Annotated in this window: 21 protein-coding genes; 11 read left to right on the top strand and 10 right to left on the bottom strand. The window is 71.0% G+C overall.

The window, feature by feature from the left end:
- The first annotated feature begins 34 nt into the window (after nucleotides 1-34).
- Nucleotides 35-1216, top strand: a complete 1182-nt coding sequence (locus KJK29_RS24280; protein WP_215121238.1) for a hypothetical protein — start codon at nucleotides 35-37, stop codon at nucleotides 1214-1216.
- Here the strand turns inward: KJK29_RS24280 and KJK29_RS24275 are convergent.
- The gene (locus KJK29_RS24275) at nucleotides 1135-2070 is read right to left on the bottom strand and encodes an EamA family transporter (RefSeq protein ID WP_215121237.1); all 936 of its coding nucleotides are present in this window, start codon (nucleotides 2068-2070) and stop codon (nucleotides 1135-1137) included. The two genes, KJK29_RS24280 and KJK29_RS24275, sit on opposite strands and share 82 nt — an antisense overlap.
- A gap of 94 nt (nucleotides 2071-2164) precedes the next feature.
- Between KJK29_RS24275 and KJK29_RS24270 the strand changes: the two genes are divergently transcribed.
- From KJK29_RS24270 to KJK29_RS24260, 3 genes are all read left to right on the top strand, one after another.
- A complete protein-coding gene (locus KJK29_RS24270) occupies nucleotides 2165-3082 on the top strand; it encodes a LysR family transcriptional regulator (protein ID WP_215121236.1) in 918 nt (305 codons plus the stop codon).
- Between the two features lie 333 nt (nucleotides 3083-3415).
- Entirely contained in the window at nucleotides 3416-5251 is a 1836-nt protein-coding gene (locus KJK29_RS24265; RefSeq protein WP_215121235.1) for a glycoside hydrolase family 3 protein, read from the top strand.
- Nucleotides 5252-5566: 315 nt separating this feature from the next.
- Nucleotides 5567-6220 carry a hypothetical protein gene (locus KJK29_RS24260; protein WP_215121234.1) on the top strand — a complete coding sequence of 218 codons (654 nt, stop codon included), beginning with the start codon at nucleotides 5567-5569 and terminating at the stop codon, nucleotides 6218-6220.
- A 25-nt stretch (nucleotides 6221-6245) separates the two neighbouring features.
- Here the strand turns inward: KJK29_RS24260 and KJK29_RS24255 are convergent, their stop codons facing one another.
- The 6 genes from KJK29_RS24255 to KJK29_RS24230 form a co-directional block, all read right to left on the bottom strand.
- A complete protein-coding gene (locus KJK29_RS24255) occupies nucleotides 6246-7688 on the bottom strand; it encodes a S28 family serine protease (RefSeq protein WP_215121233.1) in 1443 nt (480 codons plus the stop codon).
- 98 nt (nucleotides 7689-7786) lie between these two features.
- Nucleotides 7787-8179: a hypothetical protein gene (locus KJK29_RS24250; protein ID WP_215121232.1), complete on the bottom strand. Its 393-nt coding sequence runs from the start codon at nucleotides 8177-8179 to the stop codon at nucleotides 7787-7789.
- A 113-nt stretch (nucleotides 8180-8292) separates the two neighbouring features.
- Nucleotides 8293-12009, bottom strand: a complete 3717-nt coding sequence (locus KJK29_RS24245; protein ID WP_215121231.1) for an ABC transporter ATP-binding protein — start codon at nucleotides 12007-12009, stop codon at nucleotides 8293-8295.
- A gap of 135 nt (nucleotides 12010-12144) precedes the next feature.
- Entirely contained in the window at nucleotides 12145-13131 is a 987-nt protein-coding gene (locus KJK29_RS24240; RefSeq protein ID WP_215121230.1) for an esterase-like activity of phytase family protein, read from the bottom strand.
- Nucleotides 13132-13184: 53 nt separating this feature from the next.
- Nucleotides 13185-14036, bottom strand: coding sequence for a serine hydrolase (locus tag KJK29_RS24235; protein WP_215121229.1), 852 nt, complete (start codon nucleotides 14034-14036; stop codon nucleotides 13185-13187).
- Nucleotides 14037-14099: 63 nt separating this feature from the next.
- Nucleotides 14100-14390 (bottom strand): hypothetical protein, encoded by a 291-nt coding sequence (locus KJK29_RS24230; protein WP_215124441.1) that lies wholly within the window; start codon nucleotides 14388-14390, stop codon nucleotides 14100-14102.
- Between the two features lie 251 nt (nucleotides 14391-14641).
- Between KJK29_RS24230 and KJK29_RS24225 the strand changes: the two genes are divergently transcribed.
- The 6 genes from KJK29_RS24225 to KJK29_RS24200 all read left to right on the top strand — a co-directional run bounded on the left by KJK29_RS24225 (nucleotide 14642) and on the right by KJK29_RS24200 (nucleotide 20316).
- Nucleotides 14642-15436, top strand: coding sequence for a helix-turn-helix domain-containing protein (locus KJK29_RS24225; RefSeq protein WP_215121228.1), 795 nt, complete (start codon nucleotides 14642-14644; stop codon nucleotides 15434-15436).
- Nucleotides 15429-15653 carry a DUF397 domain-containing protein gene (locus KJK29_RS24220; RefSeq protein ID WP_215121227.1) on the top strand — a complete coding sequence of 75 codons (225 nt, stop codon included), beginning with the start codon at nucleotides 15429-15431 and terminating at the stop codon, nucleotides 15651-15653. The genes KJK29_RS24225 and KJK29_RS24220 overlap by 8 nt, the downstream gene beginning before the upstream one ends.
- 165 nt (nucleotides 15654-15818) lie before the next feature.
- Nucleotides 15819-16355 (top strand): hypothetical protein, encoded by a 537-nt coding sequence (locus KJK29_RS24215; protein WP_251057923.1) that lies wholly within the window; start codon nucleotides 15819-15821, stop codon nucleotides 16353-16355.
- A gap of 81 nt (nucleotides 16356-16436) precedes the next feature.
- Entirely contained in the window at nucleotides 16437-18773 is a 2337-nt protein-coding gene (locus tag KJK29_RS24210; protein ID WP_215121225.1) for an ArnT family glycosyltransferase, read from the top strand.
- Nucleotides 18774-18865: 92 nt separating this feature from the next.
- On the top strand, nucleotides 18866-19504 hold the full coding sequence (locus tag KJK29_RS24205; protein WP_251057922.1) for a DUF7691 family protein: 639 nt from the start codon (nucleotides 18866-18868) through the stop codon (nucleotides 19502-19504).
- 194 nt (nucleotides 19505-19698) lie between these two features.
- Nucleotides 19699-20316, top strand: a complete 618-nt coding sequence (locus KJK29_RS24200) for a hypothetical protein (RefSeq protein ID WP_215121224.1) — start codon at nucleotides 19699-19701, stop codon at nucleotides 20314-20316.
- Nucleotides 20317-20340: 24 nt separating this feature from the next.
- On the opposite strand, the gene KJK29_RS24195 is transcribed toward KJK29_RS24200, so the two are convergent.
- The 3 genes from KJK29_RS24195 to KJK29_RS24185 are packed head-to-tail and all read right to left on the bottom strand — an operon-like array spanning nucleotide 20341 to nucleotide 24547.
- Nucleotides 20341-22026, bottom strand: a complete 1686-nt coding sequence (locus KJK29_RS24195; protein WP_215121223.1) for a thiamine pyrophosphate-binding protein — start codon at nucleotides 22024-22026, stop codon at nucleotides 20341-20343.
- A complete protein-coding gene (speB, locus tag KJK29_RS24190) occupies nucleotides 22023-23006 on the bottom strand; it encodes an agmatinase (RefSeq protein WP_215121222.1) in 984 nt (327 codons plus the stop codon). The genes KJK29_RS24195 and speB overlap by 4 nt, the downstream gene beginning before the upstream one ends.
- A gap of 56 nt (nucleotides 23007-23062) precedes the next feature.
- Complete coding sequence (locus tag KJK29_RS24185; protein WP_215121221.1) at nucleotides 23063-24547, bottom strand: sodium:solute symporter; 1485 nt, start codon at nucleotides 24545-24547, stop codon at nucleotides 23063-23065.
- A gap of 144 nt (nucleotides 24548-24691) precedes the next feature.
- On the opposite strand from KJK29_RS24185, the gene KJK29_RS24180 reads away from it, so the two are divergent.
- Nucleotides 24692-26311 carry a PucR family transcriptional regulator gene (locus KJK29_RS24180; protein WP_215121220.1) on the top strand — a complete coding sequence of 540 codons (1620 nt, stop codon included), beginning with the start codon at nucleotides 24692-24694 and terminating at the stop codon, nucleotides 26309-26311.
- Nucleotides 26312-26386: the final 75 nt, after the last annotated feature.

The raw sequence follows: 26386 nt of genomic DNA, 5'->3' as shown, positions 1-26386 counted from the left end.
CTCTTCCCCTCGCTTCATGATTCGGAGAGCTGTCATGGCCGATTTCCTTGTGAACACCACGAAGGCCGGCGACCAGGTCCAGCCCGCTGTCGATGCCATGCTCGGCACCATGTACCTGGAGCTGTGGACGGACGAAAGCGACTTCGTCGTCAAGGGTCAGTTCCTGGGGGTGCAGGGCAACAAGCTCGACGCCGAATTCGAGGTCAGCACGCAGCCACCGGAGGGCCCCGGAGTACACCCACGGTGGCCGTCGGTGTTGTCCGCGGGTTTCAGCGGACAGTTCGCCGTATGGCTGGAGGCCCCGTTCGACACCCCGGGCCCCAGCCCGTCCGTGAAACTCCAGCGGTTCTTCGAGGGTGAGAAGGCCGGACCGGAGGTGCTGGTCACGGCGGAGGCGGATCCGAAGGTCCCGCCGTCCCTCACGTTCATGATCGACGGTGGCGTCCTGGTCACCTGGGCCAGCCCGCGGCTCGACCAGCGCATCCGCGCGCGGCGGTTCACCTCGGAGGGGGCCCCTGCCACACCGGAGTTCACGGTGAGCACCACCGAGGGCGAACACATGAAGCCCGCCGCCTCGGTTCTCCAGGGCGGGAACTGGGTCGTCGCGTGGTCGACGGATCCCTTCGCCATCGGCGGTCGCAGGCTCAACCTGCGGTTCTTCGATTTCGAGGGGAATCCACTGACCGGGGAGATCCAGCCGAACGTAGGCCACTTCACCGGGGTCAACGGAATCACGCTGCTCGACAGCGGACATTTCGTCGTCACGCGCATCGAAAGCACCGTGGACAGCCCCCTGGGCAAACCGCAGACGACGATCTCGGCGAGCATCTTCGACGGCGACGGCACGGAGATAGTCGACTTCACGGCGGGCACCCCGCAGGGCTTCACCCGGACGTCCCCCGCTCTGTCCCATCTGCCGGAAGGGCGCTTCCTGATGACGTGGATCGAGGAGAGCGCGGACACCTTCGACACCGTGCCGACGGTGATGGCCAAGATCTGCTCCGAGACGCACGGCTCGCTCAGCGACAAGGTCCAGGTCAGCTCGGCGGATTCGGGCAAGCGGTTCCACACGTGCGCCGCCACGGCCTTCGGCAACGGCCCGGAGAGCGCGCTCATCACCTGGGACGACGACAGTCACCTCGACGGCGACACCGGTTTCGGCGTCCGGGCACGCGCCTTCCATGTGGCCGACCCGGGAATCCTGGTCCCTGCCTGACGGACCGGACCCCAGGACGTCAGCGCCACCCCGCCCACCAGCAGCGCGGCGGCGCACCACCGCAGTGGGCTCACCGGCTCCCCCAGGAACAGGGCCGCCGACGACATCCCGAAGACCGGGACCAGGAGGGAGAAGGGGGCCACCGTGGAGGCAGGGTGGTGGCGTAGGAGGTGGCCCCACGCGCCGAAGCCGAAGACCGTTGTGATCCAGGCGACGTAGACGACCGTGCCCGCGCCCTGCCAGTCCATCGCGCGCAGGGCCGTGAGGTCGCGGGAGGGGCCCTCGACGAGGAGGGAGAGGGCCAGCAGGGGCAGGACGGGGACGGTGCTCACCCAGACCATGAAGTTGAGGGAGTCGGGGGGTGCCGCCTTGCGGGTGAGGACGTTCGAGGCGCCCCAGCAGGCCGCCGCCGCGACGACCAGGGCGAAGGCGCCGAGGGGGCCCGAGGTGCCCTCGTCCACGGCCGCCACGGCGATCCCCGCCAGGGCGATCAGCATGCCCAGCAGCCGGGTGCGGGAGGGCCGTTCGCCGAGGGTGAGGGCGGCGATGGCCGCCGTGAAGACGGCCTGGACTTGCAGGACCAGGGAGGACAGGCCCGCCGGCATCCCCGCGTCCATGCCGACGAACAGCAGGCCGAACTTCGCCACGCCCAGGACCAGGCCGACCGCCACGATCCACTTCCACGCCACCTTCGGACGGCCCACGAAGAACACCGCGGGCAGGGCCGCCGCGAGGAAGCGCAGGGCCGAGAAGAGCAGGGGCGGGAAGTGGTCGAGTCCGATCTCGATGACCGTGAAGTTGACGCCCCAGACGGCGGCGACCAGCACGGCGAGAGCGAGGTGTGAGGGGCGCATGCCGTGAGCATCACGCCCGGCGACCGTGAAGCACCAGCGATGATTGCTGCAGAGTTGGATGAAGCATCGCTGAACCATGGAAGCGGGGAGTCCCATGCTCGACCTCCAGCGGCTGCGCGCCCTGCACGCCGTCTCCGTGCACGGCACCGTCGGCGCCGCCGCCCTCGCGCTCGGGTACACGCCCTCCGCGGTGTCCCAGCAGATCGCCAAGCTGGAGCGGGAGACACGGACCGTGCTGCTGGAGCGGGAGGGGCGGGGCGTCCGGCTCACCGACGAGGCCCGTCAACTGGCCGCGACCGCGAAGGAGTTGATGGCCATCGTGGAGCGGGCCGAGACCGATCTGGAGGAGCGGCGCGGGCTGCCGGCCGGGCGGCTGACCGTCGCCGCGTTCGCCTCGGCGGCACGCGGACTGCTGCCGGGCGTGCTCGCCGAACTGGGCCGCAGGCACCCGGCCCTGGACGCCCGGCTCACCGAGGTCGACCCGCATCTGTCGGTCGACCTCGTGGCGAAGGGAGCCGTCGACCTCGTCGTCGCGCACGACTGGGACATCGCGCCGCTGCCCGCCCCGCCGGGCGTGGAACAGGCGCACATCGGGGACGACCTGTGCGATCTGCTCGTACCCGAAGGGCATCCCTTCGCCGGGCGTACGGCCGTACGGCGGGAGGAGCTGGGCGGCGAGCGGTGGATCTGCCAGCCGCCGGGGCGGGTCTGCCACGACTGGCTGCTGCGGACGCTGCGCACGGCCGGGCACGAGCCGGACATCGTCCACCAGGCCGAGGAGAACCCGACGCTCATCGCCCTCGTCGCGGCCGGGCTCGGTGTCGCGCTGATCCCCCGGCTGGGGCGCGGGGCGCTGCCCGCCGGGGTGGTGGAGGTGCCGCTCGACCCCATGCCGGTGCGGCGGCTGTACGCGCTGTGGCGGACGGGGGCGGCACGGCGTCCGGCCATCGCGGAAACCGTGCGGGTACTGGGCGAGCAATGGCCGAAAGCGTCGGCTCACACGCCCCGTTGAAGCACCGCTTCCCCCTGAGCCCCGACTTCCGGGAATCCGGCCCGCGCCGGGAACCCGGCCCGGATCCGGTCCGTCCAACGCTCAGGCCCCCGGAGAGTCACCACGGTGCGGTGTCGGCCCTCGCTCCTGGCTGCGATCGCTGACCACCCTCTCCGCCGTACCGCGGCCGGCGGGCCCCACCGCCATCGGCGCGTCCCCCTCCAACCGCGCCGGTGGCGGCCCCTGTGCGGTTACTGTGCTTTCCCTTGACTGGCAGAAACTTCCCGGTTATTGGTGACTTCTTGGAAGTTTCCTTCAGCGGATCCGAGCGGATCACCTCCGGAAGGAGCGTACGTGCACGACACCGGCACGGGAAGCACGGGAAGCACCGCACAGCCCTCCAGACGCACCGTTCTCGCCGCCACGGCCGGGGTCACCGCGAGTCTCGCGGCCGCCGGACCCTCGTACGCCGCCGATTCCATGGACGACAAGCGACTGCGCGCTCTCGTCTCGCGGATGACGCTGGAGGAGAAGGTCGGCCAGCTCTTCGTGATGCGGGTCTACGGCCACTCCGCCACCGCCCCCGACCAGGCCGACATCGACGCCAACCTCAAGGAGATCGGCGTCCGTACGGCCGCCGAGCTGGTCGCGAAATACCGGGTCGGCGGCATCATCTACTTCGCCTGGGCGCACAACACCCGCGAGCCGCACCAGATCGCCGACCTCTCCAACGGCATCCAGCGGGCCTCCCTGGGACTGCCCCGCGGGCTGCCCGTGCTCATCTCCACCGACCAGGAGCACGGGATCGTGGCCCGGGTGGGGAAGCCCGCGACGCTCTTCCCGGGGGCCATGGCCGTCGGCGCGGGCCGGTCCCGGTCCGATGCCCGGACGCTCGGCCGGATCGCGGGCGCCGAGCTGCGCGCGATGGGCATCCGGCAGGACTACTCCCCCGTGGCCGACGTGAACGTCAACCCGGCCAACCCGGTCATCGGCGTACGCTCCTTCGGCGCCGACCCGCGGGCCGTGGCCGGGCTGGTGGCCGCCGAGGTCGCCGGATATCAGGGCTCCGGGGTCGCCGCCACCGCCAAGCACTTCCCCGGGCACGGGGACACCAACGTCGACAGCCACACCGGCTTCCCCACCATCACGCACAGCCGCGAACTGTGGGAGAAGCTGGACGCACCGCCCTTCCGGGCGGCCATCGCCGCCGGAATCGACTCCATCATGACCGCCCATCTGATGGTCCCGGCCCTCGACGACTCCGGCGACCCGGCGACCCTCTCCCGTCCCATCCTCACCGGCATCCTGCGCGAACGGCTCGGCTACGACGGGGTCGTGGTCACCGACTCCCTCGGCATGGAGGGCGTACGGACCAAGTACGGCGACGCCCGGGTGCCGGTGCTCGCGCTGAAGGCGGGCGTGGACCAGCTCCTCAACCCGCCGAAGCTGGACCTCGCCTGGAACGCCGTCCTGACAGCCGTACGGGAAGGCGAGCTGACGGAGGCCCGGCTCGACGAATCGATCCTGCGCGTGCTGCGGCTGAAGGCGAAGCTCGGACTGTTCCGTTCGCCGTACGTCAGTCAGGGCGGCGTCGACCGGACCGTCGGCATCCGTACGCATCTGAAGGCGGCCGACCGGATCGCCGAGCGGACGACCACCCTGCTCGTCAACGAGGACCGGCTGCTGCCGCTGTCCCGGCGCCGCCACCCCAAGGTGCTCGTGGTCGGAGCCGATCCGGCCTCGCCGTCGGGCACGACCGGCCCGCCCACGGGCGTCCTCGCGGGCGCGCTGTCGGAACTCGGCTTCACCGCCACCGCCCTGTCGACCGGTACCGCCCCCTCAGTGGCGACCATCGCCAAGGCGGTCGCTGCCGCCCGGGACGCGGACGCGGTCGTGGCCGCCACGTACAACGTCACGGACGGCAGCAGCCAGAAAACCCTGGTCGAGCAGCTCGTGGCCACCGGGAGGCCGGTCGTGGCGGTCGCGATCCGCAACCCGTACGACATCGCCCAACTGCCGTCCGTCCCGGCCTGCCTCGCCGCCTACTCCTGGACGGACGTCGAACTGAGGGCCGCCGCACGGGTGATCGCGGGCCGGGTCAAGCCACGCGGAAAACTGCCGGTCGCCGTCCAGCGGGCGGATGATCCGGAGCAGGTGCTGTACCCGGTCGGACACGGTCTGTCGTACTAGAGGTACGCCACGGCCCGGGCGCACCACCCCCAATGTGCGCAAACCACCCCATGTGCCTGGCGTGCCCCCTTGATCGCGGGTCACGCTGGGTAGGGCCTGTCGTTCGGATCAGGCCGCAGGGAACTGGCGGTTTCTCGTCAGCGCCGGTGAGCGGGGTCTGGTGCGTGCAGCTGCAAGGCGGAGGAGGGAGTCGACGCGGAGCGTCGGCGACCGACGACAACGCGGCAGATGTGCGTGCCAGACCCCGCGTCTGCGGCCTGATCGGAACGGCAGGCCCTAGGGCCCCCAGGGCCCTCAGCACACAGGGGGACGGCAATGCGCAAGACGGGTTCGGCGGGGGTGGTGGGCGGGCTGCTTCTGCTGGTCGCGCTGCTGGTCGGGTGTCAGAGTCCGTCGGCGGGGGTGGCGGAGGACGGCCGGCTGGGCGAGCCGGCGACGGGGACGAGTACCGCCGTCTCACCGTCACCGACCCGGCCGTCCGGATACGGGGCGGTGTTCCTCGCCGTCGACGAGTGCAGTTCGTTCGGTACGACGAGCTTCACCGAGGTGCCGTGCACCGGCGAGCGGGCGGCGGCGCGGGTCGTGGCGCGGCACGACGGCGCCGTGCGTGAGGGACCGCGCTGCCCGCGGACAGCCGACTTCGTGCTGCACATCAGCGAGCAGCGGCCCGCCTCCGACGAGGACGGCGACGGGGCGGTGCCGCGGGGCTACGCCTGTATGCGCAACCTCCAGCCGCCGCACCCCGGCGACCCGGGCGGCGGGGGCGGGCCCCGCACGATCGTCGGCGACTGCGTCTACAGCTCCGGCGACGGGCAGGTCCGCGAGACCGCGTGCGACGGGACGGGCGAGCGCAAGCCGGAGTACAAGGTGACCCGGGCGGTCACCGGGCGGGCCGACTGCCCCGCCTCGACCGCCCTGTACGTCCGGCTCGGCGGCGTCCGGCCGGTGGGATGCGCCCGGCCGCTGTGAGCGGCGGCCGGGCACCCCTGCCGGGTCACGGACGCAGCGTCATCTCCCGCTGCGTCTCCCGCTTGTCCAGCTTGGCGTCGAACTTCGCCAGCGGCTTCGCCGCCTGCGGGTCGGCCTGCACCGCGCCGGAGGCGACACCGGCCCAGTCGAGGATGCGGGCGGTCGCGAGGGCCTTCTGCTCGGGCACGAGGCCCGCGACGTTGGCCCCGTGGTTCATGCCCGGAGCGGTCATGACGTAGGAGTCCTTGGCTCCCTTGCCGACGTGGAACGGCTCGGCGCCCCACGGGTCGTTCTCGCCGTAGACGAAGAGCATCTGCCGGGCGTTGTGCCGGACCCAGGTGTCGACGTCCCGCATCGCCCCCGGCTGGAACTTCATGGGGATGTCACGCGGGACGAAGTTGCGGGGCGGCTGGTAGCCGTAGCGGATGTACTTCTTCTCGATGTGCGGGAAGTGGATCGTCGGCGCGCCGAGCTGCGTGCCGGCCTGGTAGTAGTACGGCGTGTAGGTCGTCAGGCCCTGGTCGGCGTAGGCGGAGAAGCCGGCGATCGTGTCGACGGAGTCCCAGATCTCGTCGTCGGTGGCGTTCTCGGCGTCGGCCGGGATCTGGCCGCAGTCCTTCAGCAGGCTGTACTGCCAGAAGCCCCACACGTAGTCGAGGACGGTCGCCTCGTAGGCCTTGTCCAGGCTGCCGATGGTCTCGAAGGTGAGGCCGTTGTCCTCGGCGTAGGCCGCGTACTTCTTCTCCAGCGGCTCGCGGCGCACCAGCGCCTCGCGCTGCACGCCGTTCAGCCGGTCGCGGCACTCCTCGGTGCCGACGCGGGCGAAGAAGCGGTCGTAGGCCGCGTCGCGGTCGTTCACGACGTCGTTGGGGGCGACGTAGGCGACGACGCCGTCCATGTCACGCGGGTAGAAGCGCTCGTAGTAGGTGGCGGTCATGCCGCCCTTCGAGCCGCCCGTGGAGAGCCACTTCTTGCCGTAGACGCTCTTCAGGGCCTTGAAGACGCGGTGCTGGTCGCTGGCGGCCTGCCAGATGTCCAGCTTGGACCAGTTCGCCGGGTCGGGGCGGGACGGGGTGAAGAAGCGGTACTCCAGGGAGACCTGGTTGCCGTCCACGATCTGGGTGGGCTCGCTGCGGCGGGGCGTGGTGGAGACGTTGTAGCCGCTGGTGAAGAACACCGTCGGGCGGGCGACGTCCTTGTGCAGCACGGTGATGCGCTGCTGGAACGTGCCCTTGGACGGCTTCCGGTGGTCGACCGGCTGGGTGTAGTTCAGGACGAAGAAGCGGTAGCCGGTGTACGGCTTCTCCTCGACCAGGCTCATGCCCGGGACGGAGAGCAGCCTCTCCTTGATGTCAGCGGTGCTGCCGGTGCCGGTGGCCTCCGGCTCGGCGGCGGTGGCCGATGACGCCGTGCTCACTGTGCCTATGAGCACCGTGAGCGCCAGCAGCCATCTGAGCGCCTTGCGCATGCGCACTCCCCTGTGAGACAGATGTGCGCCGGAAGCTAGCGGACCAACTCACCGGAGCACCAGGGGACATAGGGAAAACCCTGTGCGCGGGCGCGGATTCAGCACAGGATCCAGCCGGTGCTGACGGACTTGGGGCCGACCCTGCCCTTGAGCCAGACGCAGCGCCGCCCGGCATGCACGGTCACCGGGCCCGCGAGGTAGGCGTACTTGCCCTCGTCCACGACCGGACGGTTGCCGCGCGCCTGCACGCTCACCGACATCTTCCGCTTCGTTCCGGGCTTCTTGGCCACGGTCACGGCGCAGATGTAGCCGCCGCGCTTGTAGACGTACACGGTGCCGGTGGAGAACGGCAGGGTGCGGACCTTGCGGCCGGGGCAGGGCGCGGAGCCGGCGGCCTGTGCCTCGCCCGGTGCCGCCACGGCGAGCAAGCCGGAGGCGGTCAGCACGGCCAGGCCGAGCGCGAGCCGCCGGCGTATCGCTCCACTGTCCACTGTTGTCCTCCCGTACCGCGTCGTGCGCGACCATCGGCGTACGGCTGTACGGACGCAAGACGTATGTCGGACGGTTGCACGAGCGTTACGAAAACGCCCTCGCCGGGTGCCCTTCAGCGGGACACCCCGACCGGCTCCTCCGGCTCCGCGCCGATGAACGTCCGCCACAGCTCGGCGTACCGGCCGCCCCGGGCGAGCAGCTCGTCGTGGGTGCCGTCCTCGGTGACCGCGCCGTGGTCCATGACGACGACCCGGTCGGCGCGGGCGGCGGTGGTGAGGCGGTGGGCGACGACGAGGGTGGTACGGCGGCCCGCGAGACGGTCGGTGGCCTGGTTGACCTGGGCCTCCGTGGCCAGGTCCAGCGCGGCCGTCGCCTCGTCGAGGAGCAGGACGTCCGGGTCGACCAGCTCGGCACGGGCCAGCGCGATGAGCTGGCGCTGCCCGGCGGACAGGTTGCGGCCGCGCTCGGCGACCTCGTGGAGGTAGCCGCCGTCCAGCGTGGCGATCATGTCGTGCGCGCCGACCGCGCGGGCCGCCGCCTCGACCTCGGCGTCGGTGGCGTCCGGGCGGCCGTAGGCGATGGCGTCGCGGACGGTGCCCTGGAAGAGGTACGCCTCCTGCGGGACGACCCCCAGACGGTGCCGGTACGAGGTGATGTCCAGGGACCGCAGATCGGTGCCGTCTACGGTGACCCGGCCGCCGGTCGGGTCGTAGAAGCGGGCCACGAGCTTGACCAGCGTCGACTTCCCGGCGCCGGTCTCGCCGACGAAGGCGACGGTCTGCCCGGCCGGAATGCGCAGGTCGACGCCGCCGAGCGCCTCTTCGTCGTCGCCGTACGCGAAGTGCACGTCCTCGAAGGCGATCTCGCCGCGCAGGGAGAGGACCTCCAGGGGTTCGTCGGCGGACTTCGTCGACGTCGGCTCCTGGAGCAGCTCCTGGATGCGGCCCAGCGAGACGGTCGCCTGCTGGTAGCCGTCGAAGACCTGGGAGAGCTGCTGCACGGGCGCGAAGAACAGGTCGATGTAGAGCAGGTACGCCACCAGCGAGCCGATCGCCAGCGTGCCGTTGTCGACCCGGGCGCCGCCGACGATCAGCACGGCCGCCGCCGCCACCGACGACAGGAACTGCACGAACGGGAAGTAGATCGAGATCAGCCACTGACCCCGTATGCGCGCCTGGCGGTAGTCGGCGCTGCGCCCGGCGAACCGCCGCCCGCCGTCCCCCTCGCGCCGGAACGCCTGCACGATCCGCAGCCCCGCCACCGACTCCTGAAGGTCGGCGTTGACCACCGACACCCGCTCACGGGCCAGTTCGTACGCCTTCACGCTCGCCCGGCGGAAGAAGAACGTGGCGATGACCAGCAGCGGCAGCGTCGCGAAGACGACCAGTGCGAGCTGTACGTCGATCACCAGCAGGGCGACCATGATGCCGAAGAAGGTGACGATCGAGACGAAGGCCGTGACCAGCCCTGTCTGGAGGAACGTCGACAGCGCGTCGACGTCGGTCGTCATCCGGGTCATGATCCGGCCGGTCAGCTCCCGCTCGTAGTAGTCGAGCCCGAGGCGCTGGAGCTGGGCGAAGATCTTCAGCCGCAGCGAGTACAGGACCCGCTCGCCGGTACGGCCGGTCATCCGGGTCTCGCCGATCTGCGCCGCCCACTGCACCACCACCGTGAGCAGCCCGAGCAGGGCGGCCGCCCAGACGGCGCCGAGGGCGGCCTGGGTGACGCCGGAGTCGATGCCGTGCCGGATCAGCACCGGCAGCAGCAGGCCCATGCCCGCGTCGGTGGCGACCAGGGCGAGGCTGACCAGCAGCGGCAGCCCGAAGCCGCGCAGCAGCCGGCGCAGACCGTAGGACTCCTCCGGCTGCACGGCCCGCGACTCGTCGATGTCGGGGACGTCGGTGGCCGGGGGCAGCGCCTCGACCTGGGCGAGCAGCTCGGGCGTGGCGGGGCTCTCGGCGAGGGCGAGGTCCTTGCGCTCGCGGTCGCCGGTCCACAGCCGTGGCGTGACCCCGCGCTCGGCGTCGAACTCCGCGTCCAGCTCGTCCCGTACGGAGGTGTCCTCCTGGGGACAGACGGGCTGCGTGTGGCCCGGGGAGACCGCGCCCAGCTCGTCGGGGTCGGTGAGCAGCCGCCGGTAGAGGGCGGAGCGGCGCTGGAGCTCGTCGTGGGTGCCGATGTCGGCGAGGCGGCCGCCGTCCAGGACGGCGATGCGGTCGGCGAGGTTCAGGGTGGAGCGGCGGTGCGCGATCAGCAGGGTCGTACGGCCCCGCATGACGCCCTTGAGGGCCTCGTGGATCTCGTGCTCGACGCGGGCGTCCACGGCGGAGGTGGCGTCGTCCAGGACGAGCAGACGCGGGTCGGTGAGGATGGCGCGGGCGAGGGCGACGCGCTGGCGCTGGCCGCCGGAGAGGGTGAGGCCGTGCTCGCCGACGGTGGTGTCGTAGCCGTCGGGCAGCTCGCTGATGAAACGGTCCGCCTGGGCGGCCCGGGCGGCCTTCTCGATCTCCTCCTGGGTGGCGTCCGGGCGGCCGTAGGCGATGTTGCTGCGGACGGTGTCCGAGAAGAGGAACGAGTCCTCCGGGACCAGCCCGATCGCGGACCGCAGCGACTCCAGGGTCAGCTCCCGCACATCGTGGCCGCCGATCAGGACGGCGCCGCGCGTGACGTCGTAGAAGCGCGGCAGGAGCAGGGAGACCGTGGACTTGCCGGAACCCGATGAGCCGACGACCGCGAGAGTCTCCCCGGGGCGGATCTCGAACGACAGCCCGTCGAGGACGGGGCGGTCGGCTTCATAGCCGAAGGAGACGTCGTCGAACTCCACCGTCGCGGGGGCGTCGGCGGGCAGGTCCTTGGAGCCGTCCTGGAGCGAGGGCTCGGTGTCGATCAGCTCCAGGACCCGCTCGGTACCGGCCCGGGCCTGCTGGCCGACGGTGAGAACCACGGCCAGCATGCGCACCGGGCCGACCAGCTGGGCGAGGTAGGTCGAGAAGGCCACGAACGTACCGAGCGTGATGTGCCCGCGCACCGCCAGCCAGCCGCCGAGCGCCAGCATCGCGACCTGGCCGAGCGCCGGGACGGACTGGAGCGCCGGGGTGTAGACCGAGTTCAGGCGGACGGTGCGCAGCCGGCCCGCGAACAGCCTGCGGCCGACCTCCCTCAGCTTCCCGGTCTCCTGCTCCTCCTGCCCGAAGCCCTTCACCACGCGTACACCGCTGACGGCCCCGTCGACCACGCCCGCCACGGCGGCGGCCTGCGCCTGGGCGTACCAGGTGGAGGGGTGCAGCCGGGTGCGGCTGCGCTTCGCGATGTACGCGAGGGCGGGGGCGACGGCCAGGGCGACGAGGGTGAGCGGCCAGGACAGCCAGGCCATGATCACCAGGGAGATCAGGAAGAGCAGGAAGTTCCCGATGGTCATCGGGAGCATGAACAGCAGGCCCTGGATGAGCTGGAGGTCGCTGGTGGCCCGGCCGACGACCTGGCCGGTGGACAGCTCGTCCTGGCGGCGGCCGTCGAGCCGGGTGATCGTCCCGTACATCTCCGTCCGCAGGTCGTGCTGGACGTCCAGGGCGAGGCGGCCGCCGTAGTAGCGGCGGATGTAGGTGAGGACGTAGACGACCAGGGCGGCGGCGATCAGGAGCCCGGCCCAGGTGGTCATGTCCCTGGTGTGGTCGCTGATGACGTCGTCGATGATCACCTTGGTGATCAGGGGGACGAGGGCCATGACGGCCATGCCCGCCAGGGAGGAGCCGAGGGCGAGTACGACGTCCTTCGGGTGGCGCCATGCGTAGGCCCACAGTCGTCGTGCCCATCCCCGTTTCGGTGTCACACCGGTGCCTTCCAGTCGTCCTGAGCTGCCGGAAGACACCAACGTGTTCGGGGGCGGATTTCATCCCGCAGTGGGGAGATCGGTTGTTCTTCGGGTGCGGCTGTGTGGGGGTTGATCGCGCAGTTCCCCGCGCCCCTAAAGGAAAGGCGTTGCCCTTACCCGCAAGTAATAGAAGCGGGTCGTTTGTGTCGGGTTCTGGTTGTCGTCGCTGGCGAGCAGGACCTTCAGGGTGTTCTTCGTACGGCCCGTGATCGTCATGGCCTCGATGTTGTCGAGGAGGGGGTTCGGCTGGGGTTGCTTGGCCGTGGCTCCGAGGGTGGGGCAGGTGGCGAGGTCGGTGAGCAGGGTCTTCCGCATCGCGTGGCGGGGGTCGGCCAGGTAGAGGCGGACCGTGTTGCCGACGCCGGAGGTGAAGCCGCGTTCCAGGACCAGGAGGCGGCCGTCGGGGGTGGCCTGGATCTCGGAGACGCCGAGGGCGGGGTCCGTGCGGTACGCGTACTGGCGCCCGAGCCGGAAGTGGCCCCGGTGGCGGTCCCAGGTCTGGAAGCGGACCGTGTCAGCGCTGTCGCCGGAGAGCGGGTACTCCATCGAGGCCACCAAGGTGCGACCGCCGGGCAGCAGGGTCAGGCCCTCGAACGTGCCGTTGGGCCGGGCACGGCCCGCCGGGGTCACGCGCAGGTCGTCCGGGACCGGGAGACGGTCGAGGATCGTGCCGGTGCGGGAGTAGCGGCGTATGGAGGGCTCGGTCTCCGAGGTGACCAGGCGGGTGCCGTCCCGGTCGACGACCAGGCCCTCGGAGTCGAGAGCCGCCCCGGTCTCGTCGGTGAGCGGGACGACGGAGCGGGGCTTCAGCGTCCGCGCGTCCAGGCGGAACAGCGACGAGCGGTCAGAGAGGGCGGCGAGGGAGCCGTCGCTGTCCACGGCGAGCGCGGAGATGTTGCCGACGAAGGTGTCCTCGTACGTCGTCTTGTCGAGCGCGTCGGAGAAGCGGTCGATGGAGACGGACGGCGAGCAGGCGTGCGAGGGCTGCGAGGTGTGTGCATGGGCGGGGCCGACGGCGGTCAGGCAGGTGGCCGCCGTCAGGCCTGCGGTGAGAAGGGCGAGGCGGGTTCTCAGAGGCATGGGCGTCACCGTAGGACGGGCCGGTGACGCCGGGTAGGCCGCGCGGTGAAGGGTCAGCTCGCGGCCAGGTCCTTGTGGATGACCTTCGCCACGGCCTGGATGGTGGTGATGCCGTAGTTCATGGTGCTGTTGCCGTGGGTGAGCACCGTCATCACATAGTCGTGGCCGCCGCCCTTGAACGCGCCGACGCTGTGCACCCGCCAGCCGTTCGTGGAGCGTTGCAGCCAGCCGTTCTTGACGGCCACGGTGACGCCCGAGGGCACCCCGTACGGCGTTCCCCAGCGCTGGGACGAGACGACCTGGCCCATCAACTTCACGATGTAGGAGCGGGAGTTGTCGCTCAGGACCGCGTTCTTGGCGGTGAGGAGCTTCAGCAGCTTCTGCTCGTCGGTGACGGTGATCTGGGTCAGGCCCCAGTAGCCGTTCGCGCCGGGCTTGGTCTGGGTCATGCCGGCGGCACTGAGGAAGCCCTTGATCTTCGTCATGCCGAGCTGCTTCCACAGCGTGGAGGTCGCCGCGTTGTCCGACTTGGTGATCATCGCCTTGGCGAGGGAGTTCTCGCGGTCGGTGAGATACCGGTTCGACTTCTTCGCGTCCCAGAGCAGGGCGGCCAGAACAGTCACCTTGACGACACTGGCCGAGTCGTAGGCGGAACTCGCGCGCAGCGTGCACGTCGTGTTGGTACTGCGGTCGTAGAGGCCGACGGCCACCGTGCCCTTGCGGCCGGCCAGCGCGGCGGTGATGTCCTTCTTCAGCTTGGCGGCCAGGCCGGCCTTGGCCGAGCTGCAGGTCACGGTCGGCGCGGCAGCGGCGGCGGGCGTGGCGGCGGCGATGAGCGGCACGAGCACACCCGTACCCACGGCCGCCGCCAGCACTCTCCCACGGCGGGATATCCCAGAAGTCATGCACCCTTGACTCGCGGACCAGGGGCAAAGGTTGTAGGCCTTGGGGAAGGCGTGTACGAGTCGTTACCGAGAGGCGATGTGACCGCCGTCGGGTGCGGGAAGTCTGGCGCCCCTGCTCTCCGCGACGCGGTGGACGTCGCGCAGCGCCTCGGTCATCCGGGCCACCAGGAAACGGAGCTGCGCGGTGGTGGCCTTGTGGTCGGCGAGCATGTCGGTGGCGTGGTCCAGGAGTCGGGCGGCCATATCCAGTTGCAGGCACTCGATGTCGTCGGCCACGCGGGAGAGGTATCCGGTCCCGTCGCCGACGAGGTAACAGGGCTTGCCTCCCTGACCGGACCAGGGGAGCAGTCTCATGGTGTCGGCCTGGCCGCCGCGGCCGCCGCCGGTCACGCGGTCCTCTCCATGGGCGACCAGATAGGGGAGACGGGCGATACGGTGACTCATGTCTTCAACTCCGTAGGGTCGTTGATGGCCACGCCCCCGGACCGGTCGCACGGTCGCGGGGGTATCGCTTTGTGTAGCGATCCACTCACAGAGTGAGAGGTGCCGGGCTAGGCTCGCCAGAGGGTGCGGTGTGACCAGGCATTTGTCGCAAGGGAGTGGCCATGACCAGCACGTACGGTGACTGGCTCAAGCAGCAGCGCGAGGCGGCCGGGCTGACGCAGCAGCAATTGGCCGACATGGCGGTCATGACCCGGTCGCACATCTCGCACATCGAGGCGGGACGCCGCATTCCGTCGAAGGAGGACGCACGGCGCCTGGACAGGGCGTTGAACACGGGGAATGTGCTGAGCAGTTTCCTGCCGCAGGATGACCGAGCAGTTGCGGATCACTTCGCTGCAGCGCTGGAGCTCGAACAACAGGCAACAATGATCCGCGAGTTCGCGCTGTCCCATGTGCCCGGCATCCTGCAGACGGAGAGGTACGTACGTGCGGTCCTGAGCACCGCCTTCCCCCCGTGGAGTGAACAGGAGTGTGACAGGCTCGTCGTCACACGGCTTGAGCGATCGAAGATCCTCGCCGACCCCGTGACGCCCGTGGTGTGGGCGCTGCTGGACGAGGCAGTGCTGCGCCGCCCAGTCGGTGGCCAGGAGGTCATGGCGGAACAGCTCGTGCACATCGTCCGCTTGGTCGAGGCCGAGCGCGTGCGCGTACATGTGGTGCCGTTCGGCCTGGGCGCCCATCCGCTGCTGCACAGCATGGTGTCGCTGATGTGGTTCGAGGATCAGCCGCCGGTGGCCTATACAGAGGGCCTCCACATGGGCAAGGTGCACGACTCCCCGGCCCTGGTCCAGCGCATTCAGGGCGCCTACGATCTCGCACTGAGCGATGCACTGCCGTTGAGGGAGTCACTCGCCCTGCTCAAGGCGACAGCGAAGGAATACGGACACCATGACTGAGCGCACGATACCGAACGCCGCCACACTCAGCGGCTGGCGCAAGTCGTCGTACAGCGGGAACGACGGGGGCAGCTGCGTCGAGGTGCTGGACGACTACGAATCAGGCATTCCTGTCCGGGACTCCAAGAACCCGAAGGGCCCGGCGTTGGTCTTTGGCTCTGATGGTTGGTCGTCGTTCATCACCGCCATCAAACACCACCTCTCCCAAAAACCGTGAGCACTCCCCGTCCCCCCGTTCACCCATCGCTCATTCGAGCGCATCATTGGCAACTGCCTCCCGCGTGCTCACACTTTAAGAAGGATGAGTGGCATGAGCCCGGGATTCTCGTACCTGCACGACCCTCACAGCACAGGAAACGTGATCGCCACAGTGCGCACACTCATGCGCACCGACGGCCTGAATGTTTCCCTGGCGGCCATCGCCCGTAGCTGCGGCACGTCACGCAACTTCCTCTACTCCAACTGGAAGTCGGCCACCGCGCTGCACCTGCTCGCGCTCAGGACGGAACTGGCGCACGCCTTCGACACAGCTCGGCGCGCCTGTCCCAGCGACGGCACCGTCACAGGAATCACCCACCATCTGACCGAAGTGGCGCGCACCATCCGTCGCCATCCGACGACGGCCGCCGTCGCCCGCTCCTCCCCAGGTGCGTTCACGACCGCGCACAGCGTGATCGAGGGCCCACTGGTACAGATCGCGACGGAACGGATCAGCGATCTGCTCCACCCGCTCTCCCCGCACGGCGGGGTCTGGGGCGACGCCGCGCTGAACACCAGGCCCTGGAAGATCCTCTGGATCGGCCGCCCCACCGCCCTCTGCCCCGAAGCCGCCGGCAACCAGGCCTGGGAGGACACGCTGGACAGCGTCTTCGCCCAGCTGCTCCAAGACCTGCTCGCCCCTTGGAGCTCATCCCCGTAACGCCCCGGGCGGCGGGCTATCCACAGCCTGCTCCCAGACAGGACACAGTCCGCCCCCATCGGCGGTGTGCATCGTGCAAGGGTGACATCTGCCACCGAACCCCAGATCCGCACCGCCGAGCCCGCCGCACCCCCGCCCGGGGACACCGCCGCCCCGCGCTGGTCGCTGCCCGCGCTGCTCGCGATCCTCGCCCTGGCCGCGGTGCTCTACTCCTGGAACCTGTCCGGCTCCAGCCTCAACAGCTTCTACAGCGCGGCCGTGCTGAGCGGCACGGAGAGCTGGAAGGCGTGGTTCTTCGGCTCGCTGGACGCGGGCAACTTCCTCACCGTCGACAAGCCGCCGTTCGCTCTGATGGTCATGGGTCTGTCGTGCCGGGTGTTCGGTTACGGCACCTGGCAGATGATGCTGCCGATGGTCCTGGTCGCGCTGGCGACGATCTGGATCGTGCACGCCTCGGTGAAGCGGGTGTGGGGCCGCTGCGCGGCGACGGTGGCCGCGCTGGTCCTGGCCCTGACCCCGATCACGGTCGCCATCAACCGTGACAACAACCCCGACACCCTGCTGGTGTTCCTGATGGCCGGCGGAGCGGCGCTCGCCCTGCGGGCCGTCCACAACGGCAAGTTGTCGCCGCTGGTCGGCTCCGCGGTCTGCTTCGGCCTCGCCTTCAACACGAAGATGCTCCAGGGGTACATCGCGCTGCCCGCCGTCTTCGCGGTCTATCTGTACGCGGCGAAGCCGAAGCTCGTGAGGCGCGTCGTCAACCTCCTCGTCGCGGGTGTCGCGCTGGCCGTGTCCAGCTTCTGGTGGGCGGCGGCGGTCTCGCTCGTCCCGGCCGACGACCGCCCCTACATCGGCGGTTCGACGGACGGCACGGCCTGGGACCTGATCATGGGCTACAACGGTCTGGGCCGGATCCTCGGCGGCGAGGGCAACGGCGGAGGCGGCGGTGGCGGAGGCGGCGGCTTCTCGGGTACCGCGGGGCTCGGCCGGCTCTTCAACGACATCCTCGGCGGCCAGATCTCCTGGCTGATCCCCTTCGCGGCCATCGCCTGCGTCGGCGGACTGGTGCTGTGCGGCCGCGCCCCGCGCACCGACCTCACCCGCGCCGCGCTGCTGCTGTGGGGCGGCTGGACGGCCCTGCACTACCTGACCTTCGCCATGGCCGAGGGCACGATGCACCCGTACTACACGACCGCGCTCGCCCCCGGCATCGCGGCGCTGTGCGGAGGCGGCGGTGTGATGCTGCTGCGCGCGTTCCGCGCCGACAAGCGGTGGGCGTGGGTGCTGCCGGCCGGGCTGGGCGTCACGGCCGTCTGGGCTGTCGTACTCCTGCGGCGGGCCTCCGGCTGGAACACCTGGCTGTGGCCGGCGATCGCCGTGGTCATGGCGCTGGCGATCGTGGGACTGCTCGTCTTCCGGTCCGCGTCCGGGACACGGGTACGGCTGCTGGCGGTATCCGTGGTGGCGGCGGTCGTCGCCGCCGTGGCGGGTCCGGCGGCGTACGCCTGGTCGGTGCCGTCCGGTTCGGGCGGCGGCATGGGCGGTACGAACCCGACCGCGGGCCCGTCGACGGGCAGCGGCTTCGGCGGCCCCGGGGGCGGCGGCGGTGGCGGCCGGGGATTCCCGGGCGGTTCCGGTGACGGCATGCCGGGTGGCAACGGCGGTGGCAATGGCGGTGGCCAGCAGGGCGGGAACGCCCAGGCGGGTGGCGGCAACGCGCAGGCCGGTGACGGCAACACCGAGGGCAGGGGCGGCAACACCCAGGCCGGTGGGGGCCTCCCGAGTGGCGAGATGCCGTCCGGCGGGCAGGCCCCCGGCGGCACCGGCGGTGCGGGAGGCACGCCCCCGAACGGCACCGGTGGCGGCAGCGGCAGCGGTACGGCCGAGAGCGGCACCGGCGGCCAACCGGGCGGTACGGGCAGTACCGGCGGTCAGCCCGGCGGCATGGGCGGCGGCCCCGGCGGTGGCATGGGCGGTGGCGGCATGGGCGGCGCGAGCAGCGAGCTCATCTCGTATCTGAAGAAGCACCAGGACGGCGCGAAGTGGCTGCTGGCCGTGTCCAGTTCGCAGGGCGCCGCCCAGCTGATCGTGAGCAGCGGGGAGCCCGTCATCTCCATGTGGGGCTGGTCCGGCTCCGACAAGGCGATGACCCTGGCCAAGCTCAAGGAGCTGGTGAAGAGCGGCGAGCTGCACTACATCCAGCTCGGCGGCGGCATGGGCGGCGGCCCCGGCGGCGGCAGCAGTGTCAGCTCCGAGGTGACGGCGTGGGTGCAGAAGCACGGCACGGCGGTGAAGGAGAGCGCGTACAGCAAGAGCACCAGCTCGGGCTCGAACTCGGGCTCCAGCTCCTCGTCGCAGTCGAACCAGTCGTCGAACCAGTCGTCGATCTACCGTCTGGACCCGTCCGACGTCGGCTGATTCCCACGCGCGCACGGACGAACGGCCCCCGACCCCTCGGTCAGGGGCCGTTCCCCTGTCCCCGATCATGGACACCGAGTTCCGGCGAACAGGTGAAGGGAAACGCAGGCGTGGGCTACTGCCTGGAGATGAGCACCGGCGACATGCGGACGGTGGTGCGGCTGCTCACCGCGGTGGAGCGGACCGAGCGGCAGGAGCGCACGCTCGCCCGGGTGCGTACGGAGTGCGAGCGGACCGACGTCCGGTTCCGGGAGCAGGGCATCGACCTCGACGTCTCCATCGCCCAGGCCCTGGAGGAGCTGATCGAGGGCACCCCGAGCACCGACCTCTGCCCGTCGTACAGCTACGCCTTCTACCAGGCCGTCGCGGCGCACTTCTCCGACCCGACCGACCTCGGGCAGTGGCGGCGGCCTACGTGGTTCTACGCCATGGACGACGAACTGGCCCGGCACGGCGTGCCGTCCGACCTGCTCCCCGGCTCGTTCCTGTTCGGCGGCCCGCCGCTGCGCCTCCCCCACCCCGGGGACGCGGTGCCGGCCATCGGGACCCTGCCGGCCCAGCGGGCCGGGGCCCTCACCGACGCCTACGGGTCCGTGCTGGACCGTCTCGATCCCGAGTACCGCGACGCGGCCCGCCGGTTCGCCGAGGTCATGCGGTTCGAGGCGGAGGAGTGGGAGAGTGCGCGGAAGCTCGGGACGAACCAGGACACGATCCTCTTCTGGTTCCACTGACCACTGCGGGAACTCTTGACGCCGTCTTTCCCATCGGGATACTTGCGGTCGACAGCGGGCCCAACTGCCGTGTCAGCGAGCTGAGTTCGCCTCTTCCGATCTGATACCGCCAGCGGTCCCGCACGTCCGAGATCCCGAACGCCGTACGAGGTTTCGCCCTACGCGTCACGGCCACCCCCACAGGAGGATCCCCCATGAGCCCACGCAAGGCAGTCGTCGCCGCCTTGGCCGCCGCGCTGCTCGTCGGCCCCGGCGTCGCCGCCCAGGCCGCCACCCCGCAGACGCAGACCACCGCGGCCCCCGCCCCGGCCCGCGACCGCGCCGCGGCGGCCACCATCACCTGGTCCCTGGTCCGCGCGAGCAACCCCACGGAGGACCAGCGCTCGGCCTACGACCTGATCACCAGGGCCATGAACGCCGCCGTGGCCCGCTACAACAACCTCAGCGACCTGGGCAAGACCCTCACCGTCCGCTACGAGCCGGGCGTCCCCACCGCCGACGGCAACATCAACGGGACGATCCGCTTCGGCAGCAACCGCAGCTACATGAACGAGCGGACGGCCCTGCACGAGATCTCCCACACCATCGGCGTGGGCACCAGCTCGGGCTGGTCCCGCCTCGGCGGCAGCGGCACCTGGACCGGCGGACAGGCCACCGCCCTCGTCAGGCAGTACGACGGCTCCGCCGCGAAGATCTCCACCGGCGGCGGGCACTTCTGGCCCTACGGCCTGAACTACGACAACGAGTGGTCGGCCACGGCGGCCGACCGGCACGTCCACATCGTCGCCGCGATGGTCCGCGACGGCCTGTAGGCCCGGTGTGTTCGCAGCCGGCGCTCAGTCCAGATGCGTCGGCGCGAACATCCGCAGCACGGCCGGGAGCAGGACCACCGAGGGACCGGGCGCGGCGAGTGCCTTGGCGAGGTCCTGCTCCAGGGTCTGAGGGGTCGTACGGACCCCGGGGACGCCGAAGGACTCCGCCAGGGCCACATAGTCCGGCCGGGTGAGTTCCGTGGCGGTCGCCTCGCCGAACGCGTCGCTCATGTACTCGCGCAGGATGCCGTAGCCACCGTCGTCGACGATCAGCCAGGTGACGTTGAGGTCGTACTGGCGGGCCGTCGCGAGCTCGGCGATCGAGTACAGGGCGCCGCCGTCGCCGGAGACCGCGAGGACCGGCCGGGTCGGGTCGGCGGCCGCGGCGCCGAGTGCCGCGGGGAAGCCGTAGCCGAGGCCGCCCGCGCCCTGGGCGGAGTGCATGTGGTTGGGGCCCTTGGCGTCGAAGGCCGACCAGGCCCAGTACGCGAGGATCGTCATGTCCCAGAAGGACGGGGAGTCGGCGGGCAGCGCCCTGCGGACGGAGGCCAGTACGTCCTGCTCCAGGGTCAGCTCCTGGGAGGCGATGCGCTCGGTGACCTTTCCGAGCACCTCGCGTACGCGCTCCGGGGCGTCCGGGTCCGGGCGTTCGGACACCGTCTCCAGCAGTGCCTGCAGCGCGAGGCGGGCGTCCGCGTGGATGCCCAGGGCCGGGTGGTTGGACTCCAGTTTGCCGAGGTCCGCCTCGATCTGGATCACTCGGCCGCGCGGCTTGAACGTGTGGTAGTTCGAGGAGAGTTCCCCGAGTCCCGAGCCGACCACGAGGAGGACGTCCGCGTCCTCCAGGAAGTCGGTGGTGTGCCGGTCCTCGATCCAGGACTGGAGGGACAGCGGGTGCTTCCAGGGGAAGGCGCCCTTGCCGCCGGGGGTGGTGACGACCGGTGCCTGGAGGAGTTCGGCGAGCTGTTTCAGCTTGCCGGAGGCGTCCGCCCGTACGACTCCCCCGCCCGCGATGATCGCCGGGCGTTCGGCCCGGGACAGCAGGTGGGCGGCTACGGCGGTCAGTTCGGGGCGCGGCGGCAGTTCCTCGGGGAAGGCGTCGCCGCCGGTCACGACCGGGATCGCGGTCTCTGCGAGCAGCACGTCCTGCGGGATCTCCACCCACACCGGGCCGTGCGGGGCGGTCAGGGCCGACTTCCAGGCCGCTTCGATGGCGGACGGGATCTGCGACTGGGTGCGGACGGTGTGGACCGACTTGACGACGCCCCGGAACGAGGCGGCCTGGTCGGGCAGTTCGTGCAGATAGCCGTGCCGGCCGCCGCCGAGGCCGGCGCTGGGGATCTGGCTGCCGATCGCCAGTACGGGCGCGGAGGCGGCCGCCGCCTCCTGGAGCGCGGCGAGGGAGGTGAGGGCTCCCGGCCCGGTCGACAGCAGCAGGGGCGCGGCCTCGCCGGTGATCCGGCCGTAGGCGTCGGCGGCGAATCCGGCGTTGTTCTCCACTCGCAGGCCGATGTACCTGAGGTCCGAGCGGCGCAGGGCGTCGAACATGCCGAGCGCGTGCTGGCCGGGCAGACCGAAGACGGTCGTCGCGCCCAGCCCGGCCAGCGTCTCCACGACCAGGTCCCCGCCGTTGCGGCCGGGTGGAGGGTTGAGGGCGGCCTCCGTCTGTGCGGGCGTCGGGCGGAGTACCAGGTCGTGGTCGTGAGTCACTTGGCTTCCGAGTCCTTCCGGGCCGCGGCGATCTGGCGGGACATGATCGTGGTCAGTTCGTACGCCGTGTGGGAGGCGGCCACCGACGTGATCTCGGCGTGATCGTACGCGGGGGCCACCTCCACGACGTCGGCGGAGACCAGGTTGCAGGACGACAGCCCGCGCAGGATCTCCAGCAGTTCGCGCGAGGTCATGCCGCCGGCCTCGGGCGTGCCCGTGCCGGGCGCGTGGGCCGGGTCGAGGCAGTCGATGTCGATGGAGATGTACAGCGGCCGGTCGCCGATGCGCTGGCGGAGCTGGTCGGCGACCTCGTCGGCGCCGCGGCGGTAGACGTCCGCGGAGGTGACGATGCCGAAGCCCATCTTCTCGTCGTCGGTGAGGTCCTGCTTGCCGTAGAGCGGGCCGCGGGTGCCGACGTGGGAGAGGGCGGAGGTGTCGAGGATGCCTTCCTCGACGGCGCGCCGGAAGGGGGTGCCGTGCGTGTACTCGGCGCCGAAGTAGGTGTCCCAGGTGTCGAGGTGGGCGTCGAAGTGGAGCAGGGCGACCGGGCCGTGCTTCTTCGCGACCGAGCGCAGCAGGGGCAGCGCGATGGTGTGGTCGCCGCCGAGGGTCATCATGCGGGCGCCGGTGCCGAGCAGGTCGTCGGCGGCGGCTTCGACGGTCTCGACGGCCTCGTTGATGTTGAACGGGTTGACGGCGATGTCGCCGCCGTCCGCGACCTGCGCGAGGGCGAACGGGGAGGCGTCCTGCGCGGGGTTGTAGGGGCGCAGCAGCCGGGACGCCTCGCGGATCGCGTTGCCGCCGAAGCGGGCGCCCGGCCGGTACGAGACACCCGAGTCGAACGGCACGCCGACCACGGCGACATCGGCTCGTCCGCCGACCTCGTCGAGCCGGGGCAGCCGGGCGAAGGTCGCGGGGCCCGCGTAGCGCGGGACGCGGGAGGAGTCGACGGGCCCGCGGGGAGTCTCGTTGCTGCTCATGAAGAAATGCTCTCTTTCCTACGCTTCATCGCGTATGTACTGCTTGCCTTATGACCTTACCGGGGAGTCGCGGCCGGTTCGGACGCGAGTTCGGACTCGGGTTCGGGTGCCCGTCCGGCGAGCCGCTCGCGCCAGGCGGCGAGGACGGCGGCGTCGGTGGCCGGGGTGGCGAAGGAGACGACCAGATAGGCGGCGAGGGAGGCGAGCAGACCGTAGTAGACGGGCTCGTTGGCGAGGATGCCGTAGGTCGCCATCAGGCCGACGACCGCGAGTCCGCCGACGACGACGGAGGCGAGTGCGCCGTGGACGGTGCCCCGCTTCCAGATCAGCCCGCCGAGGATCGGCACGAGCAGGCCGCCGACGAGGAGGTTGTAGGCGACGGTCAGTGCCTCCACGACGTTGTCGATGGCGATGGCCGTGCAGATGACCGCGAGCCCCATGATGAGGATGAAGGCGCGGTTGCCCTTCACCTCGTCGTGGTCGTCCGCGTTCTCGGCGTCCGGTGCCTTGACGATGCCCCTCAGCCGGGACCAGATGTCGTTGTTGGCGACGGTGGCGCAGGCGATCAGCGCGCCGGAGGATGTCGACATCACGGCGGCCAGGGCGGCGGCCAGCACCAGTCCTCGCACTCCGACGGGCAGTTCCTCCTTGACGATGGTCGCGAAGGCGTCGTCGGGGCTGGCGAGCTTCGGGTAGAGCACCTTGGCGGCGGTGCCGATGACGGCGCCGGCGAGGGCGTAGGCGAGGCAGTAGGTGCCGGCGACGGTGCCGCCCCACTTGGCGGTGGTGTCGCTGCGGGCGGTGAAGACGCGCTGCCAGATGTCCTGCCCGATGAGCATGCCGAAGGTGTAGATCAGCACGTAGGTGAAGATGGTCTCGCCGCCGATGCCGAGCGGGTCGAAGTACTCGGTGGGCAGCTTGGCCTTCATCTCGCTGAAGCCGCCGGCCTTCACCACGGCGATCGGCAGCAGCAGGAGCAGCACGCCGATGGTCTTCACGACGAACTGCACCATGTCGGTCAGGGTGATCGACCACATGCCGCCGAGGGTGGAGTACGCGACGACGATGGAGCCGCCGAGGACGATCGCGAGCGTGCGGTTCATGTCGAACAGGACGTCGAAGATCGTGGCGTAGGCGATGGTCGAGGTCACCGCGAGCATGAGGGTGTACGCCCACATGACGAGACCGGAGATCACTCCGGCCCGGCCGCCGTAGCGCAGGTCGAGCATCTCGGAGACGGTGTAGACCTTCAGCCGGGCGATGCGGGCGGAGAAGAAGACGGACAGGGCGAGCAGGCCGAGGCCGATGGTGAAGACCATCCAGGCGCCGGAGAGGCCGTACTGGTAGCCGAGGCCCACACCGCCGATGGTGGAGGCGCCGCCGAGGACGATGGCCGCCATGGTGCCGGAGTACATGGCGGGGCCGAGCCGGCGGCCCGCCACCAGGAACTCGCTCTTGGAGCGGGCGCGGCGCATGCCCCACCAGCCCATGGCCAGCATTCCGGCCAGGTAGACGACGATCACGAGGTAGTCGACGGCCATGGGGCCTCCTTCGCGCACGCACAGGGCGCAGGGCTCGGTCGCGGGGGACGAGGTTGACGAGCACTGACACTAGGTGGCCGGAAAGCGACTGCGAAGTGTACGTTTCATCTATTCGAGCGGCCTCGGCTGGAGGGAACGCACACCATGCCGGACCCGGTGGTCCCCCCGACACCTCCCGTCCTCCTCACGTCGCTCCTGGCCAGGGAGGACCTCTCGCTGCGCCGGATCGCCGGTCCGAAGGACGCCGGGACGGTCGTGCACTGGGTGCACACCTCGGAGATGGCGGACCCGTATCCGTATCTGCTGGGCGGGGAGCTGCTGCTCACGGCGGGCGTGCACATCCCGGAGGCGGCGGGCTCGGGGACCTACTTCGACGACTACGTCTCGCGGATCGTGGCGGCGGGCGGCGCGGCCCTCGGTTTCGGGGTGGCACCGGTGCACGACACGGTGCCGAGGGCGCTGGTCGCGGCCTGCGAGACCCACGGCCTGCCACTGCTGGAGGTGCCGCCCCAGACCACCTTCTCGGGCGTGGCCCGCGCGGTGTGGCAGCTGATGTCCCAGTCCCGTCTGGCCGAACTCCGCCGCGTCACCGAGGCCCAGCAGAGCCTCACCTCCGCCGCCTCCCGCCCCGACCCGGTCCCCTCGGTCCTCCGCCAGCTCGCCCAGCGGCTCGGCGGGTGGGCGGTGCTGTACGGGCCGGAGGGCGCGGAGATCGCCGGGGCGGGGCGGAGGCCCGGGGATGAGGTGCGCGAGGCGTTGGCGGGGCTGGCTGAGGTCGTACGGCCGGACCGCCCCACGCCTCCGGCGGGTGCGGCATCGCAGACCGGCTCCACACCGCGTGCGCACTCGACCAGGGCCCAGGCGGGTGAGCCCGAGGCGGCACCCTCCCGCTCGGCCCACGGCCCCGCCTCGCCGGCCGGCCGTCAGCCACCCACCGACCCCGGCCGCCCCTCCCCCACCTCCGCCACCGACACCGTCGCCGGCACGCACCTCGCCGCCTATGCGCTCGGTGCCGGGCACGGGTTCGTGCTCGGGGTCGCGACGCCGCAGCGGGCGCCGGGGGATCACACCGTCGTGTCCGTGGCGGCCGTGCTGCTCTCCCTGCTCACCGGCGAGCAGCAGAGCGGCACCGGTGCCGCTCGTTCGTCCGCGCTGGTGCGGCTGCTGCTGGGGTCGGCGCCCGAGGAGGTCGCGTCGCTCCTCGGGGGTGAGCGGTGGGTGGTCGTGCGGGCCCGGCGGGACGGGGAGGGCCGTGCGGACGCCGTCGCGGCCTCCGCGCTGGGCGCCGCGCTCGGTTCCGCCCTGGTCGACCCGGCGGGCGATGTCGTACGGGTCCTGGTCCCGGCCGACCGGGCACCGGCCCCGCTGCCCGGCTGGACCCTGGGCGTCAGCGCCGCCGTCGCCCCGCACGACTGGCCTGCCGCCGACACGCAGGCGGCCCGCGCCCTGGCCCGGGCCCGCGCCACCCGGATCCCGCTGCTGCGGCACGCCCCGCGCCCGGCCCTCGCCGACCTGGTGCCGCCCGACGAGGCGGCGGCCCACGCCCGTACCCTCCTCGCCCCCGTCACGGCGCACCCCGCGCTCACCGAGACGCTGCGCACCTGGCTGTCCCTGCACGGCAGTTGGGACCGCACGGCCGTCGCCCTGTCCGTGCACCGCAACACCGTGCGGCAGCGCATCACCCGCTGCGCGACCCTGCTGGAGACGGACCTGGAGGACCCGGACACACGGATGGAACTCTGGTTCGCGCTGCGGCACATCTGAGTAGGTGAGCGGGGCCCTTCTGAGTACGTGACGCACATCCCAGCGTGCGATACGCCAGGGACGCCCACAGGCGGC

This window comes from Streptomyces koelreuteriae (genome assembly GCF_018604545.1).
In the GTDB taxonomy this organism is placed as follows: Bacteria; Actinomycetota; Actinomycetes; order Streptomycetales; family Streptomycetaceae; genus Streptomyces; species Streptomyces koelreuteriae.
The sequence above is the reverse complement of the archived record's forward strand: the minus strand, read 5'-3'. Positions and strand labels throughout refer to the sequence as shown.

Bases quoted from the DNA above. Each gene is read 5' to 3' on its own strand.
- KJK29_RS24280 (WP_215121238.1), top strand. From the start codon at position 35: ATGGCCGATTTCCTTGTGAACACCACGAAGGCCGGCGACCAGGTCCAG.
- KJK29_RS24275 (WP_215121237.1), bottom strand. From the start codon at position 2,070: ATGCGCCCCTCACACCTCGCTCTCGCCGTGCTGGTCGCCGCCGTCTGG.
- KJK29_RS24270 (WP_215121236.1), top strand. From the start codon at position 2,165: ATGCTCGACCTCCAGCGGCTGCGCGCCCTGCACGCCGTCTCCGTGCAC.
- KJK29_RS24260 (WP_215121234.1), top strand. From the start codon at position 5,567: ATGCGCAAGACGGGTTCGGCGGGGGTGGTGGGCGGGCTGCTTCTGCTG.
- KJK29_RS24255 (WP_215121233.1), bottom strand. From the start codon at position 7,688: ATGCGCAAGGCGCTCAGATGGCTGCTGGCGCTCACGGTGCTCATAGGC.
- KJK29_RS24240 (WP_215121230.1), bottom strand. From the start codon at position 13,131: ATGCCTCTGAGAACCCGCCTCGCCCTTCTCACCGCAGGCCTGACGGCG.
- KJK29_RS24235 (WP_215121229.1), bottom strand. From the start codon at position 14,036: ATGACTTCTGGGATATCCCGCCGTGGGAGAGTGCTGGCGGCGGCCGTG.
- KJK29_RS24230 (WP_215124441.1), bottom strand. From the start codon at position 14,390: ATGAGACTGCTCCCCTGGTCCGGTCAGGGAGGCAAGCCCTGTTACCTC.
- KJK29_RS24225 (WP_215121228.1), top strand. From the start codon at position 14,642: ATGACCAGCACGTACGGTGACTGGCTCAAGCAGCAGCGCGAGGCGGCC.
- KJK29_RS24220 (WP_215121227.1), top strand. From the start codon at position 15,429: ATGACTGAGCGCACGATACCGAACGCCGCCACACTCAGCGGCTGGCGC.
- KJK29_RS24215 (WP_251057923.1), top strand. From the start codon at position 15,819: ATGCGCACCGACGGCCTGAATGTTTCCCTGGCGGCCATCGCCCGTAGC.
- KJK29_RS24200 (WP_215121224.1), top strand. From the start codon at position 19,699: ATGAGCCCACGCAAGGCAGTCGTCGCCGCCTTGGCCGCCGCGCTGCTC.
- speB (WP_215121222.1), bottom strand. From the start codon at position 23,006: ATGAGCAGCAACGAGACTCCCCGCGGGCCCGTCGACTCCTCCCGCGTC.
- KJK29_RS24185 (WP_215121221.1), bottom strand. From the start codon at position 24,547: ATGGCCGTCGACTACCTCGTGATCGTCGTCTACCTGGCCGGAATGCTG.
- KJK29_RS24180 (WP_215121220.1), top strand. From the start codon at position 24,692: ATGCCGGACCCGGTGGTCCCCCCGACACCTCCCGTCCTCCTCACGTCG.